Below are 17,534 nucleotides of genomic sequence, written 5' to 3' on the forward strand. Positions count from 1 at the left end.
CCTTAAGGTGCCGAAACTTACTTACCTAGGAGTCGGGGGATGGTTAGTGCGATGGAGAGACGAAGCCCTGCTATTTGCTCCCTCGTTCAATAACCCGTTGTTTCCGCCCTCAGCGGTTGCCGTCCAATGACAGATACAAAGACGCCCCGACATGTTGTCAGGGCGTTTTTATGCTCAGACCAACAGGCAGCTCAGAGCCCCGCCTACCTCATTTCAACACCAGCAAACGATAAACCCCGGCTTCGCTTTCGATCCCATGGGTGTCGTGGGTGAAACCGGGGAAGGATTTGTCGAAAGCCTCCAAAGCCTTGAGGTACGCCAGCAACGGGCCGTCCGCAGGCCCGGCGTTTTCGCCCGGCATCAGTAAAGGAATACCCGGTGGATACGGCACGATGCCCGTGGCGACGATGCGCCCGGCGGCTTCTTCCAGGGTGACCCGTTCGATGTCGTTGCGCACCAGTTTCTCGTAGGCCTCCACCGGGCTGAATTCGGCTTTGGGCAGCATGCCAAAGGCCTGGGCCATATTGGCGGTGGTCTTGTGCTTTTTCATGGCAGCGAAGATGTCGTCGGCGAGGTCCTTGAGACCCATGCCTGCGTATCGCGTCTGGTTGGCGGCCAGCAGATCCGGCAGGCACAGTTCCAGTTCGACGTTGTCGTCGTAGTCGCGCTTGAAGTCGAGGAGGGCGTTGACCAGCGTGCCCCATTTGCCTTTGGTGATGCCGATGGAGAACAGGAACAGGATGGTGAAGTCGGTAGTTTTTTCAACCACGATGCCTTGGCGACCGAGGTACGCCGTCAGCACACAGGCCGGGATGCCCGAGTCGAGCAAATTGCCGTCGTCGCCCATGCCGGGGCTGAGCACCGAGACCTTGATCGGGTCCAGCATGCAATAGCCTTCCTCGATGTCGCCGAAACCGTGCCATACCTCGTTCGGGTGCAAGACCCAGCAGTTCGGGTCGGTTTTCAGTAATACCGGATCGACTTCATGGAACGGCACAGTCGTGCCACCGACGTGCACCGACGGCGGTTGCCAGCAGGTGAAGAACCAATCGTTTTTGCTCAGTATCTCGTTGTGCATGCGCGAGATGACCTGGCGGAACGCGACGGCTTCTTCAATGGATTCGCTGGTGAGGATCTGCCCGCTCGGGGCTTCCATCATCGCCGAGCTGACGTCGCAGGAGGCCATGATCGCGTAGTTGGGCGAGGTCGAGGCGTGCATCATGAACGACTCGTTGAAACGCCCGTGCTCGATGGGATTACGGCCGTTGCGCACGTGAATCATCGAGGCCTGGGAGAGGGCGGCCAACAGTTTGTGGGTCGATTGGGTGGCGAATACCGTTGGCTTCGAAGCGTCGTGATCGTCCGGGCTGCCGTGCATGGCAAAGCGCTCGCGATACAACGGATTGAAGCGTGCGTAGCCGTACCAAGCTTCGTCGAAATGCAGGCGGTCGACGCTTTGGCCCAGCAACTCTTCGACGCGGGTGACATTGTAGGTCAGGCCGTCATAGGTGGAGTTGGTGATGATCGCGTGAATCGGTGTCGGGTCGATCCCGTCCTTGACCAGCGGGTTGTTGGCGATGGCGGCTTTGACGCCTTCGGCGCTCAGGGTTTGCGGCAGGATCGGGCCGATGATGCCGTAGCGGTTACGGGTCGGCACCAGGTACGTCGGGATGGCCCCGGACAATGTCATCGCGTGTTCGGCGGACTTGTGACAATTGCGGTCGCACAGGGCAATCTGATTGCGCGTGACGCTGGCCATGAGGATGACGCGGTTAGAGGTCGAAGAACCGTTGGTGACGTAATAAGTGCGGTGGGCGCCGAAGACCTTGGCGGCATAGCGCTCGCCCTGACCGATTGGGCCACTGTGATCGAGCAGCGAACCGAGTTCGCCGACCGAGATCGACAGGTCGGAGCGCAACAGGTTTTCCCCGAAGAATTCGTAGAACGCACGGCCTGCGGTGCTTTTCAAGAACGCTGTGCCGCCGGCATGACCCGGGGTGTGCCATGAGTATTCGTAGGTCCGGGCAAACTTCACCAGCGCGCCGAACATCGGTGGCAGCGCGGCCTGGCGATAGCGTTCGATGGCGGCCAGGATGCGGCCGCTGAGGAAGCGACTGGTGTCCTCGGGTAACCAGATAAAGTCATCGGCGTGCTGCATGACCACCAGCGGGATGCTCGACGCGGTGCTACGGTCGCTGATCAGGAACACCGGTACGCGGGTATTGCGTTCGCGCAGGCTGACCAGCAATTTAATGCATTCCTCGTGCCCCTCACTTTTGTCCATTTCCCAGCTGAGCAGCACGCATTGAACGGCTGGATCAGAGCGCAGGATCGACGTGGCGTCGCTCAGGGTTTCCGACGCGATGACGTGGACCGCGCGTTCTTCCACATCGTGGACCAACTGATCCAGAGCCCGGCCGAAGACCGTGCGTTTGTCCGGCGGGTTACTCACCAACAGCGTGAGCATCCCGAGCGTGTGTCTATATTCCGTCATGATTGAGGCTCCAGGATGGCGGATTGCAAGTGATTGACCGGCACCGGCTCGCCAGTGATGTGCTGCGCACTGACGGTTTGTGTCGGTACGCTGTTATTGAGTGCTTCGAGACGGATCAGGCGGTTATTGACGAAGCCGAACAGCGTATAGCCGAAGATCGTCGCCACACCGCCGAGCATCAGCGCTTGCTCGCCCGAACTGTAGAGCGCCAGGTAGCTGTAGGCCGCCGCGACCCAGGCAATGATGTTGGTGGCCAGCGCCTTGCCTGCGGGTACGTTGGACACTTTCTGCATCGTCGCCAGCGCGGCCATGGACAGGATATACGGCACCAGGTTGGTCACCACCGCCAGGTTGACGAGAGTGTCGAACTGCTTGCTCAGGTCCGGGCTAATGGTGAGCAGGCCCAGTGCGGTCTGGCCGGCGAGGAGGATCAACATGCCGATGATGGGCGTGCCGGCCTTGTTGGCCTTGGCGAAGATCGGCAGGAAATAACCGGTGTCCGCCGAGCTTTTGAACACCTGGGCAATGGTGAACTGCCAACCGAGCAGCGAGCCGATGCACGCCAGAATCATGGCCGCCATCACGATATCGCCGATCAGTGGGGTGAACATCTTGGCGAAAACCAGTCCGAACGGGGCCGTGGAGGAGGCCAGTTCCGGGTTGGAAACGATACCGGCGATGACATTGGTGGAAACGATGTAGATCACCGCCGCCCCCAAGGTGCCGCCGAGCACAGCAATCGGCACGTTCTTCTCGGGGTTTTCAACCGCGTCGGTGTTGGCGCATGCCGATTCCAGCCCGAGGAATGCCCACAAGGTGATTGCCACCGAAGCACCGGCGGCTTCGAACCAGCCCTTGTCGTGCGGGTTCCAGCCAGCGGCGTAGACACTGCTGTCAAACCAGAACCAGCCAACCGTCGACACCAGCACCACGGGCGCAATCACGCCCCACACGGTGACCGCGCCGATCCGCCCGGTAATCCGCGCGCCACCGAAGTTGGCGAAGGTGGTGATCCACAGCAAGGCAATGGTCGCCAGGCCCACTTGCAGCGAGTCCAGCTTCACGTCGAACAGCACCTGGATGTAACCCACAGCCGTAATGCTGATCGCCACGTTCGCAATCAACAGCGATACGCCATAGGTGTAGTTGGTCAGGTAGTTACCGGCCTTGCCGAAGGTGTATTCGGCATAACCACCCATGCCGCCGGTCTTGCGACTGAGCATCCCGCACCGCGCAAAGGCATACGCCAGTGCAAGCGAGCCGGTGGCCGTGATCAGCCAGGAGAGAATGGAAATGGCGCCGACTTCGGCGAGTTTGGTCGGTAACAACACGATGCCCGAGCCCAACATGTTGACGGCCGTCAACATCGTCAGTTGCCCCACACTCATTTTCTTCGCGACTGACATTCCGTTGCCTCTTTAGATTGCGTTGTGGAGTTTTAGATATAGCAAAGGATGGGGAGGGTGCAAGGAATGGAGGTGTTTAATCACGATTTGGAATAAGTCGAAGGTAAGGACATCACTGCTTTCGCCATAAGCTCAAGCTGGGAAGGCAGAGACACAGGATCAACGGGAGTCGAAACCGGACCTGAGAAAATCGTCGTCTACTCTCTTTCTGGACAGTCTGGTCATCGCTCTTTTCCTTAATGTCCGTCTGCCGTTCTTGAGCGGCGGACGAGCAACGAGTAGCGGTGATGAGTACAGACAAGCATTCCTGGAATCCGGTTTTTGGGTGAGATACGCGATGGATCATGCACTTATTAAAAGCGCCCTTGCTTGGGCTTATCCTGATCGCGCCACTTTGCTTCGGCATCGCGGCGCCGACCAGTACAACGCGAGTGGCGGCGGACACCTTTGTGCGCGCTGAATCCGACAAATTCTTCAGTCGAGTCATGGCGCGCGGCGGCTTCGGCAAGTTCGTGCATAACCGTGAGCTGACGCCAGTCGAGACTCAGGTGGTTATCCGACCGAACCGGGACACGCTCTATTCTTCTGCCGTGTTCGACCTGGAGGCGGGACCGGTCACCGTCACATTGCCCGACGCGGGCCAACGATACTTCTCATTGATCGCCATCAATGAGGATCAGTACACCCAACCATTGATGTACAAACCCGGCAGTTACCATTTCACCCGCGAATCGATCGGAACCCGCTATGTCTTGCTGGGAGTTCGAACCCTGGCAGATCCGGCATCAGCAGACGATATGAAAAACGCGCGAGCACTCCAGGATGAAATAAAGGTGGATCAGCCAGGCGGAGCGGGGCGATTTGACAGCGTGTACAACGCGGCCGGTAATTTCGAACGCAACGCGCAGGATATCTACACCCTTAACAACCTGACCGCAAAACGCGAGCGCGATGGCAGCATTGCCGTGCAATTTGGTGGTTGCGATAACGGCGTTGCCAACTGCCTGCCTGTTATGCCGGGATGGAACTACATGGTCCGACTTTACAAGCCGCATGCAAATGTAGTGGATGGCAGCTGGCATTTCCCTGAGGCCACGCCTGCCGGTTAAGGCGGACTTCGGACCGTTTTGCCGTGCTTGTCAGGGATGAGGTGCTACACACATTTTCCTGACGGGATACGGCGTGACGCCGGACGGTGGACAAATCATCGACAGCGCACGCTGACCATAACGCCCAACCTTGGCATGACCGTTAGCCAGAAACTCAGTTAGAGTGTTCATCAATAAAACTGTATATCAATCGTTATTTGAAGAAGGAATCGTCCGCTGTTTGTTTCTCTAGATGGGCCCAAGGGAACCGGTAAAACCACACTGTTGGAGGCCATTACGAAAGTACTGAGGGCAGACAACAAAAAGGTGATCCGGCTTTGCGAGAAAAAAAGCGATCCTTATCGGGGTGAAACAATGGCCCTCGTTAACAAGTTCGTCAGAAATCCCACCCGGGATTTGGAGTTGAGGGTTTGTGAGCGCTTTGCTGAGAGCCGCACCTGGATTTCCCTGCACGTGCTGGCTAAGCAGCCACCAGGCAGCATCATCTTGATCGATCGCTGGTACCCCTCTGATGCCGCGTTCCGCCGGATGGTCCCGTTTGCAGAGATTCTACAAATGAACATCGATCGAAACGTGCGAGTGCCAGACCTGCATGTCGGGGTTGTCACCGACCCTGATATTTCATGGAGTAGGGCCGCGGCACGATCGCGTGGGCTGAGCAGTACTGTGATGCATAAGCCGGAAGAGCATGTCGCCTGTACCGAGGCGTTCGAGCGAGCGATTGCAGATCACGGCTGGGTTTTATGCCGTAATGAAGGAACGATCGAAGACGCGACGATGCAGGTGGTTTCCGAGATCTATAGAGTTCTTCGATGTCCCGTAGGCGAAGCCGGCTGAGGCTTTCCACGAAGGTGCTGGCAAAGCACGGCTTATCGCGCAGCGCATCAACCACTACGCCAAACGCTGACGACTGCTCACGGCGGTTAGGGTAGTAGAGAGGGTAGTCAAACGCAGATTGATGCAACTATGTTCCGCGAGGTCGCCAGGCACTTTCGGTGAGGGCTGCCGCACGGGAGGATTCAGAGCCCGGTCATCTTCAGGGCAGGCTCGGGCAGGCGTTCACCTTGCACCTGGATCTTGGAAATCTGGTCATTGATCAAGCGCAGATCCTCGCCGGTCAGCTCCAGTTCGACAGAGCCAAGGTTCTCTTCCAGTCGGTGTTGTTTCGTCGTGCCAGGTATCGGGACAATCCAGGGCTTTTGCGCCATCAGCCAAGCCAACGCCACCTGCGCGGGCGTCGCGTCTTTGCGTTGTGCTACGGCCTTTACTACTTCGACCAGCGCAAGGTTGGCTTTGCGCGCCTCAGGAGAGAAACGGGGGACAAAGTTCCGGAAGTCGGAAGCGTCGAACGTTGTGTTTTCGTCGATCTTGCCGGTGAGGAAACCAGCGCCCAGTGGACTGAACGGCACGAAGCCGATACCCAACTCTTCCAGCACAATCAGGAGTTCGTGCTCCGGGCCACGCCAGAACAGCGAGTATTCGCTCTGTACCGCCGTCACCGGCTGAACCGCATGGGCACGCCGAATGGTTTGCACGCCAGCCTCGGACAAGCCGAAGTGCTTCACCTTGCCCTCGGCGATCAAATCCTTGACGGTGCCGGCGACATCCTCGATCGGCACCTCGGGATCAACGCGATGTTGGTAGAACAGATCGATGCAATCGGTTCGAAGGCGCTTTAACGAGGCCTCTGCCACCGCCCGGATATGCTCCGGCCGGCTATTAGTGCCGCCGCCTCGCTCGCCGGTGACCAGGTCTATATCGAAGCCGAACTTGGTGGCCACTACCACCTGATCGCGGATCGGCTGCAGGGCCTCACCCAGCAGGTCTTCGTTACTGAACGGGCCATACGCCTCTGCGGTGTCGAACAGGGTGATCCCTTGATCATGAGCGGAGCGAATCAGCTTGATCATGCTGTGTTTGTCAGCGGCCGGCCCGTAGGCCGAAGTCATGCTCATGCAACCAAGGCCCAGAGCGGACACTTCCAGGCCGTTGCCCAGCTTGCGAATTTTCATTGATCTACTCCAATGTCAGAAATCGAGGTGCATACGGTTCAATTCCCGTTACTCACGGTGTTCACCGTCAACGCCCGACACGAGCCTTGAGAGACTCGGGGTAGCGGTCGCCCTGAATACGGATCTGCGAAAGCGCTGAATCAATGGTCTTGAGATCGACCTCGGTGAGCGTGATGCTCGCACCGCCAATGTTTTCTTCCAGGCGATGCAGTTTGGTTGTTCCGGGAATAGGAACAATCCAGGGAGCCTGTGCCAGCAGCCAGGCGAGTGCGATCTGGGCCGGTGTCGCAGCCTTCTGGGCCGCGAGCTTGCGGATCAGGACCACCAATTCTTGATTGGCCTGAAGGGCTTCCGGGCTGAAGCGGGGGACGATGCTGCGAAAATCGTCGCTGCCGTAGGAGGCGTCTGCCGCCACGGTTCCGGTGAGAAAAACCTTTACCCAATGGACTGAAGGGCACGAAGCCGATACCCAACTCTTCAAGTGTCGGGAGAATTTCCTGTTCAGGCTCTCGCCACCAGAGTGAGTACTCACTTTGCAGCGCGGTAACAGGCTGGACAGCATGAGCACGTCGAATGGTTTGCTCCCCTGCCTCCGAAAGACCGAAGTGCCTGACCTTACCTTCCTGGATAAGCGCCTTTACCACGCCAGCGACATCCTCGATGGGCACGTCCGGGTCGACCCGATGCTGGTAGAGCAAATCGATGAAGTCTGTCTTCAGCCGGCGTAGCGAGCCCTCGACTGCAACCCGGATGTGCTCCGGGCGGCTGTTGAGGATCTGTTGTTTGTTGTCGGGCCCGAAGGTAAAACCAAACTTGGTGGCGATGACCACCTGATCGCGAACCGGCGCCAACGCCTGACCGAGCACTTCTTCGTTCAGGTAAGGACCGTACACCTCTGCGGTGTCGAAGAAGGTGATGCCTCGGTCAACTGCCGTGCGGATCAGAGAGACTGCCTGCTTCGTGTCGGTGGCCGGGCCGTAGCCGTGGCTGAGCCCCATGCAGCCCAGGCCCAGGGCGGAGACTTCAAGAGAGCTATTTCCGAGTTTCCGTTTTTGCATTTCAATCTCCCTGCTTGTCGCGATCAGCATGTGGTTTGCGGATCAAAGATCGGACAAGGCTGCGGTCAGTGAATGTCGGCCATGTGCAATAGCGCTGCGCAAACAGTAAGCGAGCTATCGGGTGGGGACTAGACGGGTAAATCGGCAAGGGTTGATGAGGTGTATTCATTAATCCAGTTGTGGCGCACCCTTTACCGGGGCGCCAGATCGCCGTACCAATAAGCCGCCGTGACACCACCATCCATCAAGAAATCGCTGCCGGTAATGAAGGTGCCTTCCGGTCCCATGAGCAGTGCTCCTACGGCGCCCACTTCATCTGGCGTTCCACCGCGTCCTGCCGCGCTTACGTCGATCATGCGCCGGTAGCCCTCGCCACGTGGGCCGCTCAACTCGTCCCGCGCCAGAGGTGTAAAGATGATGCCCGGGCTGATCGTATTGACTCGCGCACCGCGTTTGCCCCAGCGCACAGCTTCTGCCATGACCCGCAGCGAATTCCCACGCTTGGAGATCTGGTAAGCGTTTAAAGGATCGGTGACTTGATCCGCTTGAAGCATCGGGAGCGCGAGCAGCTCGTCCGCTGGAGTTGTCGCCAACGCCTTGTTTTGTTCGGCGCTCAACGCGGGCAAGCGGTGGCCCGATTGTGACGCGATGACGATTGCGCAGCCGCCTTCGGCGATGACATGGCCGAACTCTTCAAGAACGACTGCCGTTCCATACAAATCAACCCGCAAAATGGTTGCAACTGGCGCTTGAGAGGGTGAAACACCCGCAGCGTGGATGACGCCGGTGATCTCTCCAATTGCCGTTGCGGTCTGCACCAACGCCTGAACCGACTCGCGAGAAGAGACGTCTACGATGGCCGTAGTGACCTCGAATCCTGCGTCAAGCAAGACCTTGGCCGCGGCATCGGCGTTCTCCTGCTTCAGATCTGCCAATACGACGTGCTTACCGGCACTGACTCTGCGGGCAATGGCTTGGCCAATTCCACCGGCACCGATTACGACAACAATCTCTTTCTTCATAGTGATTTCCTTTGGCTCTAGCCATATCAGCCACTGTTCAAACGCAGTTTTTTAGAAAGTGGTGTAGCGGGCACTCGCGATCATCCATACACCTTCATCCTTCTTGAGTTCTAAAACGAAGTTCAATCTCCAGGGGGCAGTCATGCCGTTAATGCTGGCGTTGAAAATGCCGCGACCTTGCACTGTGGAGCCTGTTCCCTTGACGCTGACTTCAAGCGAGTTCTGTTCCAGTTCTATTCGGTGATAGTTGAAGTCTCCCGACCAAACAAGATCGAGCCATTCGTGCTTGGGCTGAACGTAGCCGGTGATATGCACCAGTAAGAAACCCGGTTCGAGCAAGCGATCAAGATCAGACGTACGAGCCTCTACCATGGCAGTGTGATAGGCGTTCAGGGTTCCAATAATCTCTGAGCTTTCGTCAGCGTGCTCCATGGAACTCAGCATGTATTTATCCTGTGAGCATTTAATAAAAAGTGCGTGTGATCCTGGATCGCTATGCCCGACAACACACCCTCAATGGTGCCGGGCTCACCCGTAACGGGAAGTACGGCTGACCAATATAGAACGACAGCATCCACATGATTAGATGCTAGGATCTGCATGAACTTATACTTTGAGATAATAAATGGATCGATCTGAACTCGGTGATCTGGCCGTTTTTCTGGTCGTGGCGCAGGAGCTGAACTTCACTCGTGCAGCCGCACGACTCGCTACGTCACAGTCTTCGGTCAGTCAGACCATTCGCCGGCTCGAAGCTCGCCTGGGCGTCAGGTTGCTCGCTCGCACCACCCGGAGTATGGCCACGACGGAGGCGGGAGAGCGGTTACTGGAAACCGTACGACCCGCATTTGGCAACATTGAAGCCAAACTGAGCGAGCTGAGTGAAATGCGCCAGAAACCGGCCGGCAGCGTTCGCATCACCGCGAGCAAGCACGCGGCTGAAGGCATCCTCTGGCCCACGGTTTCACGTCTGTTACTCGAGTATCCGGACATCAAGGTGGAGATATCTACCGATGCGGCATTAACAGATATCGTCACTGATCGCTTCGATGCCGGCGTGCGGCTGGGTGAGCAGATAGATCGGGACATGATTGCCGTACGGATCGGTCCTGACCTGCGAATGATCGTCGTCGGGTCGCCGTCCTACCTGGCGCGCAGTCCAGCGATCAAAAGGCCCCATGACCTGACCCGTCATGCGTGCATCAACGTGCGCTTGCCATCATCGGGAGCTCTCTACGTTTGGGAGTTCCATAACCAGGGACGTGACTTGAATGTACGGGTTGATGGCCCGCTGACGTTCAACAACATGCGCATGGCGCAACAAGCGGCGGTAGAAGGTTTCGGCCTGGCATTTGTATTTGAGGACGTTGCACAGGAACAACTGCGATCCGGTCAGCTTGTACAAGTGCTTGATGAGTGGTGCCCGTTTTTTGCGGGATACCATCTTTATTTCCCCAGCCGACGTCAGCAGTCTCCCGCGTTTACGCTCTTGGTTGAGGCATTGCGCAAGAACGTCGATGCATCATTTTCGGGTACAAAATGGCGTCCGGCCTGAACAACATGGTCATGCGACGCAGGTCGCATTGAGTCGCCAACTGTTGGTTGTAAGTTAACCGGTCAGTGGGGGAGTGGGCGATCCAGTCAGCCGGTGTCACCCATTGATGCGAGCCTGGGCTGTCCTTACGCTGGATTTCTCCTTCGAACAGCCAGGTCAGAATAGACAGGCCGACTGTAATTAATGTCCGGGTATTGGACTGCTTGGGCGTTTTACATCGCGTTTTCGACTTACCGAGTCAGGGCTCGCAATGCGCCCTGGTTGAGGCAACCGTGGCGTACGCAGTAACAAACTGATTTCCTCTGCGCTGACCGCTCTGCTGAAAAAATGGCCCTGAATTTCATCGCAGCCGTTTTCACGCAGGAAGGTTTGCTGCTCTTCGGTTTCGACACCTTCGGCAATGACCTTGAGGTTCAGTTTGTGCCCTAACGAGATCACCGCCGTGGCGATGGCTTTGTCGTTCTCGTTGTCGGGCAGATCGCGTACGAAAGACTGGTCGATCTTGAGTCTCGCAATCGGGAAGCTTTTCAATGCAGCGAGGCTGGAGTAGCCGGTTCCGAAGTCGTCGATTGAGAGACTGATCCCCATTGATTGGAGTTCTTTCATTTTGCTGATGGCTTGCTGAAGGTCTTGCATGATCAGGCTTTCGGTCAGCTCCAGCTCAAGGTACATAGGGTCCAGTCCGGTTTCTTGCAAGGCATGCCTCACCCGGTCGATCAGGTCCCTTTCGATGAACTGGCGTGCTGAAATATTCACCGACATCGTGATCGGCGGCCTGCCCGCATCCTGCCAGGCCTTGTTCTGCCTGCACGCGGCATGAATCACCCAGTCGCCGATGGGCACGATCAACCCGGTTTCTTCGGCCTGCGGAATGAATTTGATTGGAGACACCATCCCGAGCTCGGGGTGCTGCCAGCGGATCAGTGCCTCTACGCCGATAATCTGACCTGACTGCAAATCCACCTGCGGCTGGTACAGCAGCAGGAACTCGTCATGGTTGAGTGCGTTTCGAAGCCCGTCCTGCATGGCGAGCTTGCCCTGAACCTTGTTATTCATCTCGCTCGTATAAAACTGGTAACTGTTGCGACCCAACTCCTTGGCCCGGTACATGGCGGCGTCCGCGTTGCTGAGCAATGTGTCGGTATCAACGCCGTCGGCAGGGTAGGTGGCCAAGCCCATGCTGCAGGTGACGTGGAGTGTATGGCCGCTGATTTGAATCGGCCGCAGGATGGCTTCCTGGATTTTGTGCAGGGCTGGAGTAACGCCGTCGATGTCTGAGGGCTGATCGAACAGGATGATCACAAACTCGTCGCCACCCAGTCGCACGACGGTGTCGGTGCGGCGTACGCACTCCAGCATGCGCTGGGCGACGGTTTTCAGCAGTTCGTCTCCGGCACTGTGCCCAAGGCTGTCATTCACCAGTTTGAATTTGTCCAGATCGAGAAAAACCACCGTCACCAGGCGGTTATAGCGCTGAGCGTAAAGTATTGCCTGCTTGAGGCGGTCTTCGAGCAGTGTGCGATTCGGCAGTCCGGTCAGTGCGTCATGGTCGCCCATGTAGCGAATACGCTTTTCGGTAAGCTGGCGTTCTATTGCGATGCCGGCAAGAGGTGTCGCCATGTTGATCAGTCGCGTCTCGCTCGAGCTAGGGCTGCGTACGGTTTTGGAATACAGGGCGAAGGTACCTAATACATTTCGCTCATGGGACAGAATCGGTGTCGACCAGCAGGCGCGAAATCCATAGGACGTAGCGACTGAACGGTACTCCTCCCACAGCGGGTCCTGCTCGATATCCTTGACGATGACCGGTTCTCGTCGATATACCGCGGTGCCGCATGAACCGACCTTCGGACCGATCGCAATCCCGTCAATGAGTTGGTTATAGGCCTGCGGCAAACTAGGGGCCGCCCCGTGCAGAAGGTGCTTGCCATCCTCATCCAGCACCAGGATGGACACCATCATCCCCTCCAGTTGGGATTCGACCAAATGAGCCAGGCTGTCGAGGACTTCTGCAAGCTCGGTGCTCCTGGCGATCAGTTCCAGGACACGACCTTGTCCGGCGCGGATGATGGCTTCTTGCTCTAATCGGCTGTTTTGCACGGCGAGCCGCTCTGTAGCGATACTCAATTGGACCGTTCTTTTTTCCAGCTGAAGTCGGTCTTGAAGGAATTGATTCACCGCGCGAGCCATGTTGCCAATTTCGTCCTTGCCATGTACCGCCATCATCAAATGCGTTTTGTCTGTGTGCTCCTGACGCAATTGCCGGCTTATTTCATTCAGGCGCATGAGCACATGACGGCCCATGAAAACCCGGGTCACGAACCAGGCGAACACCAGGCTGGCGCCCAGCATGATTAGCACCCATTGCTGGCTACGATTTGAGGCCTCAACCAGGCGCTGCACGGCTTCGCGATAGTCTTCGGTGTAAGCACTGGATTGCGCACGGGCCACCGCGACCAGAACCCCGGCCTCATTCTTCAGTTCCTCATTGAAGCGCTGTATGACGTTTTGCTGATTGATGAGACTCAGGCGAAGGGAGAAGAGATCGGACGTCTCCACATCAGCATCGGGTAACTTGCCTGCAATGCGTGACAGGCGCTCATATCGGATTCGCAGCCGTTGCACGGCATCACTGTCAACAGCCTGCGGCAGATCGAAAAGTAACACCGCCAGTTCCAGGCTCGCCCGTGTCTGGGTCGCGGTCAATCGGGCGGTGTGATCCTCCACGGCTTGCTCGAAGGTGACCTCCGTTTGCAGCAGGGTTTCTCGCAGCTGCGCAACGATGTTGGCGGTATTGCGGAACATCTGACTCGACTGATACATGTCAAGTATCGCCACGCCACTGTTCGCGGCAGTCAGCTGCTGCACCAGTTGATCAAGGGCTTTAAGCTGTTCGACGGTCGCCGCATAGCTTGAACGCAGGGTGTCGGATGAGCGGGTGGTCAAAAGCTGATCGGTCTGGCGTTCGATCAGCAAGGTACGCTGCAGCATGTCTTGCCCATTTTGCATGCGGACCAGTCGTTCATCTGTCAGTTGACGGGTGGCGTTGTTTGAAGTGCGCAACGCGTAGACCGCCGTTGCACCTCCCGCCAGGATCAGCAGCGCCAGCGTCAGAAACGCCAGTGTGAACTGCGCGCGTAGCGATTGCGGCAATAGCCAGCGTACGAGTCGGGAAGTAACGTCCAATGTCAGGGATTCCACTGGTGGCGATAGAAGTCTCGATAGCCATTGTCAGGGTCGTACTGGAATTTCTTCCCGCCATCGAAGGCGATATTGTCGGCATTGACCAGGTGAATCGGCGCTACGAAACCGCTCACTGGCTGACCTGCAAACAGCCGGTTCAATTCATCCATCACTTGCCAGCCATGCAGGTTGAGCGGCTCGGCCACGGTGACGGTCTGGTAGGTTTTTGCCTGTATGCGCAAAAAAGCCGAAGCGCTGCCATCACCGGCAGACAACAGACTGATGCCGTCACTGGGTATTGCGGCATTGGTCAAAGTGGCAATCGAGTAGTCGAAATAGATATCGTTGATGGCCAGCGCGTGGGTCCAGCGCTTGCCATAGCGCTGAAGCAGCTCCTTGGTGATCGCCGGCATCTTTTCGCCACTTTCGGAGATCGGGACATCGCGCACTTCCAGCAATGTACATTCCCGACAGGCCCGAATGACGTTTTCCATGGCCTTGGCTTTCGCCATGGCGATGCTGTACTTGGAGTCGGTCAGGATGACCACGCCGGCGTGCCCGTTTGATTGTGCCACCGCCGCCATGGCGGTGAGGCGAGCCACTTCGAGTGGGTCGGTCGTGACGTTCATGGCCACCGGCGTGCCGTCAATCGGCCCGGGGCGTGCCCCCGCGTGCCAGCCAACCACCGGCACATCACTTTTGGCGAAGAGCATCAGCGCCGCATTGTTCTCAAGGGCATCGGAGCCGCACAGAATGAGGCCGTCGGGTTTTGCTGCCAGGGCATCGGAAAAGGCCTTTGCGCGCCCAGCCGATGATCCAGCGCCATCGAATATCTTCAGCGTCCAGCCCAGCGCCTTGGCCGCCTCGCGAGCGCCCTGCGCGACACCGACAATTCCTCCGTTACGCAAATCTTCTGCGACAAAGGCTATGTTCTTGCCCCGCAGGGCTTGCGGGCCGGATTCAGGGCCGCTCCAGCGAACGGCTTCGAGGGTGGCCCTGGAGACGATTTCCTGTGCTTGATTCACCGTAACCGTGGCGTTTTCGACACGCGCCGCGATTGGCAGGTTCTGTCCGTACCCGGGAGTTGCCGTGAACAGACAGAAACCAGTAATTGAAGCCATCCAGCGTAACCAGGCCTTGATCAGACTGGTTCGATCACCACATGTGATGCTGGAGCTGGAGCCGATAGCGCAATCATAGTCCGGCATGGCGTCCCTTTTTGCCAAGAATGCAGCGTTAACTATCCGAAAGGATAGTCGGTTCTGCTGTCTTCAGGTCATTGTGGGTAAAGTGCGCGAACTTTAGTCCTGAACATTCTGCTCAAGGCCGCTGTTTCAGTCGGCCCCGGGCTTAGCCCGTTGACGCGGATGCCTCGCTCAATCAACTCGCCCGATAGCGGGCGCGCCAATGAAAGCAGCCCGGCCTTGGCTCGCGGCATATGCACAGCTCTGCGCAAGGCCGATGCCGGAGGTGTCGCCCGTGATCAACGCATATTTGTTCTTCAGTCTCGACATGTCTTGCGTCCTTGTCATGAGTTGCAGAGGTGATTCAGTAGCCGTGATCAATCATTACCGTTGCTCGACCAGGTTCAGAAAGCGTCGGGTCCGCTCGTTGTCAGGATTGACCAGTATTTGCCTCGGCGAGCCATCGGCGACAATTTTTCCGGCCTCCATAAACAACACTCGATCAGCGATGTCTTGAGCGAACTTCATTTCATGGGTCACCAACAACATGGTCATCTGCTGTTCATGGGCGATGGCGCGGATGACCGCCAACACCTCGCCGACCAGTTCCGGGTCCAGCGCCGAGGTGACTTCGTCGAACAGCATGACTTGCGGGCGCATCGCCAAGGCTCGGGCGATCGCCACGCGTTGCTGTTGGCCCCCTGACAGTTGGCTCGGGAACGCATCGGCCTTATGGCTTAAACCGACCAAACCCAGGTACTGCTCAGCGCGGGCGTTGGCTTCTTCGCGGCTCAGTTTCAATACCCTGAAGGGCGCCTCGGTGATGTTTTCCTGAACCGTCAGGTGCGGGAACAGGTTGAACTGCTGGAAAACCATGCCCACGCGATGCACCACGGGCGCTCTTCTGGCGCCTGGCCAGCGCCAGCCCGAGCGCTTGATCGGCACCGCTGCGCCAGCGACTTCAATGCTGCCATGCTGATACGTTTCGAGCCCTTTGATCAAACGCAGCACAGTGGACTTCCCGGAGCCGCTGGGGCCGATCAAGGCGACTTTCTGGCCTTGCGGGATGCTCAGGTCGAGGTGGTCGATGACCCGTGTGCTGCCAAAGTTCTTGACCACTTGCTTGAGCGTAATTTGCGCCGGCGCGAGGCTTTGGGAGTGTGCGAGATCAGTCATGGCTGCGCCTTTCGAGGTATCTGAAGAATAGGGAGGTCGGCACGCTGATCAGCAAAAACATCAGGGCCATGACGGTATAGGGTTCGTTGTAGCGATAGGTCATGCCAGCGATTTGCTTGGCCGCCTGAAACAGTTCCGGAATGGTGATGACGGCAAGCAGCGGGGTTTCCTTGAACATGCCGATCAGGTAGTTGCCGAGGACCGGCAGCATGGGTTTCAGCGTTTGGGGCAGAACGATCCTTTGCCACGTCGTCGCGGTATCGAAATCCAGTGCCTTGGCGGCTTCCCATTGTCCGGCCGGTACGCCTTCGATAGCACCCCGGTAGGCCTCGGCAATGTAGGCGCCGTAATAAAATCCCAAGCCGATGACACCGGTGGTGATGGCGGGCAGGGTGATCCCCACCAGCGGAAAGGCAAAGAACAGCACATACAATTGGACCATCAACGGCGTGTTGCGGAAAAAACTCAGGTAGCCGGTGCTCACGGCATGGACGATGGCGACCCGCGATCGCTGGGCCATGGCCAACACCAGACCCAACAACACCGCGAGCAGAAAGCCGAGCACCACCACTTGGAGGGTGACCAGCAGGCCTCGAAACAGATCCGGCAGAATTGACCAGGCAAAGTCGTAGTCGAAATTCATGATGTGCGGTCCTGTCGCCATGCGGTGACATGTTGCTCATAACGCCGAACCAGCCAACTCATTGGCCAGGCCATGACGAAATAGCACACCAGGACGATGCTCCAGATCAGCGTCTGCTGGCCCAGGGTGGTCACCAGTTGCCCGCCGGAAAACGTCAGGTCGCTCAGGGTAATCAATGACACCAACGAGGTGGTTTTCATCAGTTCCACCAATTGATTGCCCAACGGCGGCAACATGAAGGGCAGGGCCTGGGGCAAAAGGATGCGGCGAAACGCCGTCACAGGGCCAAAGTCCAGTGCCCGAAGCGCATCGCGCTGTCCGCGACTGACGTTAATCAGCGCCGAGCGGACGATTTCCGATCCATAGGCCGAGAATGTCAGGCCCAGGCCGAGGACTCCGGTGGTCATGGGCGACAGGCTGATGCCGAACAACGGCAAAATGAAAAACAGGTAGAACAACAACACCAGTGCGGAGATACCGCGCAGCACTTCGACATAGGCCGTGGCGATCCAGCGCAGGGCTCGCGACGATGAAAGACGCATCAGCGCGATGACGAAGGACATCAGCAACACCACCAGCTCCGCAAGGACGGTGATTTCCAGTGTCGTCAACGCGCCCTTGGCCAACTGCCGGGCAATGAACGTGGCGGTATCCAGCGTTGCGGGTTCGATCAACATGGCCTGTACTCGTGT

Annotated in this window: 15 protein-coding genes and 1 pseudogene; 3 read left to right on the forward strand and 13 right to left on the reverse strand. The window is 57.6% G+C overall.

Going from position 1 to position 17,534, the window contains the following annotated elements; genetic code table 11:
• Positions 1 to 208: 208 nt before the first annotated feature.
• Both ACWIKB_RS05280 and potE read right to left on the reverse strand, forming a co-directional pair.
• Positions 209 to 2,494, reverse strand: a complete 2,286-nt coding sequence (locus ACWIKB_RS05280) for an Orn/Lys/Arg family decarboxylase (protein ID WP_475265648.1) — start codon at positions 2,492 to 2,494, stop codon at positions 209 to 211.
• Positions 2,491 to 3,900, reverse strand: coding sequence for a putrescine-ornithine antiporter (gene potE, locus ACWIKB_RS05285; RefSeq protein WP_475265649.1), 1,410 nt, complete (start codon positions 3,898 to 3,900; stop codon positions 2,491 to 2,493). The genes ACWIKB_RS05280 and potE overlap by 4 nt, the downstream gene beginning before the upstream one ends.
• A gap of 344 nt (positions 3,901 to 4,244) precedes the next feature.
• Between potE and ACWIKB_RS05290 the strand changes: the two genes are divergently transcribed.
• Both ACWIKB_RS05290 and ACWIKB_RS05295 read left to right on the forward strand, forming a co-directional pair.
• Positions 4,245 to 5,009, forward strand: a complete 765-nt coding sequence (locus tag ACWIKB_RS05290) for a DUF1254 domain-containing protein (protein ID WP_475265650.1) — start codon at positions 4,245 to 4,247, stop codon at positions 5,007 to 5,009.
• Between the two features lie 216 nt (positions 5,010 to 5,225).
• Positions 5,226 to 5,846 carry a dTMP kinase gene (locus ACWIKB_RS05295; RefSeq protein ID WP_475265863.1) on the forward strand — a complete coding sequence of 207 codons (621 nt, stop codon included), beginning with the start codon at positions 5,226 to 5,228 and terminating at the stop codon, positions 5,844 to 5,846.
• A 182-nt stretch (positions 5,847 to 6,028) separates the two neighbouring features.
• Here the strand turns inward: ACWIKB_RS05295 and ACWIKB_RS05300 are convergent, their stop codons facing one another.
• The 4 genes and pseudogenes from ACWIKB_RS05300 to ACWIKB_RS05315 form a co-directional block, all read right to left on the reverse strand.
• Positions 6,029 to 7,021, reverse strand: coding sequence for an aldo/keto reductase (locus ACWIKB_RS05300; protein ID WP_475265651.1), 993 nt, complete (start codon positions 7,019 to 7,021; stop codon positions 6,029 to 6,031).
• A 67-nt stretch (positions 7,022 to 7,088) separates the two neighbouring features.
• A pseudogene (locus ACWIKB_RS05305) lies at positions 7,089 to 8,079 on the reverse strand (aldo/keto reductase).
• A gap of 191 nt (positions 8,080 to 8,270) precedes the next feature.
• The gene (locus ACWIKB_RS05310) at positions 8,271 to 9,101 is read right to left on the reverse strand and encodes an SDR family oxidoreductase (RefSeq protein ID WP_475265652.1); all 831 of its coding nucleotides are present in this window, start codon (positions 9,099 to 9,101) and stop codon (positions 8,271 to 8,273) included.
• A gap of 51 nt (positions 9,102 to 9,152) precedes the next feature.
• Positions 9,153 to 9,545 carry a nuclear transport factor 2 family protein gene (locus ACWIKB_RS05315; RefSeq protein WP_475265653.1) on the reverse strand — a complete coding sequence of 131 codons (393 nt, stop codon included), beginning with the start codon at positions 9,543 to 9,545 and terminating at the stop codon, positions 9,153 to 9,155.
• Positions 9,546 to 9,726: 181 nt separating this feature from the next.
• Here ACWIKB_RS05315 and ACWIKB_RS05320 point away from each other — a divergent pair, with 181 nt between their 5' ends.
• The gene (locus ACWIKB_RS05320; RefSeq protein ID WP_475265654.1) at positions 9,727 to 10,656 is read left to right on the forward strand and encodes a LysR family transcriptional regulator; all 930 of its coding nucleotides are present in this window, start codon (positions 9,727 to 9,729) and stop codon (positions 10,654 to 10,656) included.
• 180 nt (positions 10,657 to 10,836) lie between these two features.
• Here ACWIKB_RS05320 and ACWIKB_RS05325 read toward each other — a convergent pair whose 3' ends face one another.
• From ACWIKB_RS05325 to ehuC, 7 genes are all read right to left on the reverse strand, one after another.
• The gene (locus ACWIKB_RS05325) at positions 10,837 to 13,857 is read right to left on the reverse strand and encodes an EAL domain-containing protein (RefSeq protein ID WP_475265655.1); all 3,021 of its coding nucleotides are present in this window, start codon (positions 13,855 to 13,857) and stop codon (positions 10,837 to 10,839) included.
• On the reverse strand, positions 13,845 to 14,864 hold the full coding sequence (locus tag ACWIKB_RS05330) for a substrate-binding domain-containing protein (RefSeq protein ID WP_475265864.1): 1,020 nt from the start codon (positions 14,862 to 14,864) through the stop codon (positions 13,845 to 13,847). The genes ACWIKB_RS05325 and ACWIKB_RS05330 overlap by 13 nt, the downstream gene beginning before the upstream one ends.
• A gap of 251 nt (positions 14,865 to 15,115) precedes the next feature.
• Complete coding sequence (locus ACWIKB_RS05335) at positions 15,116 to 15,277, reverse strand: SDR family oxidoreductase (protein WP_475265656.1); 162 nt, start codon at positions 15,275 to 15,277, stop codon at positions 15,116 to 15,118.
• Complete coding sequence (locus ACWIKB_RS05340) at positions 15,216 to 15,353, reverse strand: hypothetical protein (RefSeq protein WP_475265872.1); 138 nt, start codon at positions 15,351 to 15,353, stop codon at positions 15,216 to 15,218. The genes ACWIKB_RS05335 and ACWIKB_RS05340 overlap by 62 nt, the downstream gene beginning before the upstream one ends.
• A gap of 54 nt (positions 15,354 to 15,407) precedes the next feature.
• Positions 15,408 to 16,199, reverse strand: a complete 792-nt coding sequence (locus tag ACWIKB_RS05345) for an amino acid ABC transporter ATP-binding protein (protein WP_475265657.1) — start codon at positions 16,197 to 16,199, stop codon at positions 15,408 to 15,410.
• Complete coding sequence (ehuD, locus tag ACWIKB_RS05350; protein ID WP_475265658.1) at positions 16,192 to 16,842, reverse strand: ectoine/hydroxyectoine ABC transporter permease subunit EhuD; 651 nt, start codon at positions 16,840 to 16,842, stop codon at positions 16,192 to 16,194. Before ehuD ends, ACWIKB_RS05345 begins: the two co-directional genes overlap by 8 nt.
• A complete protein-coding gene (ehuC, locus tag ACWIKB_RS05355; RefSeq protein ID WP_475265659.1) occupies positions 16,839 to 17,519 on the reverse strand; it encodes an ectoine/hydroxyectoine ABC transporter permease subunit EhuC in 681 nt (226 codons plus the stop codon). Before ehuC ends, ehuD begins: the two co-directional genes overlap by 4 nt.
• Between the last annotated feature and the right edge of the window lie 15 nt (positions 17,520 to 17,534).

It is taken from the genome of Pseudomonas sp. 5Vm1k (assembly GCF_056161485.1).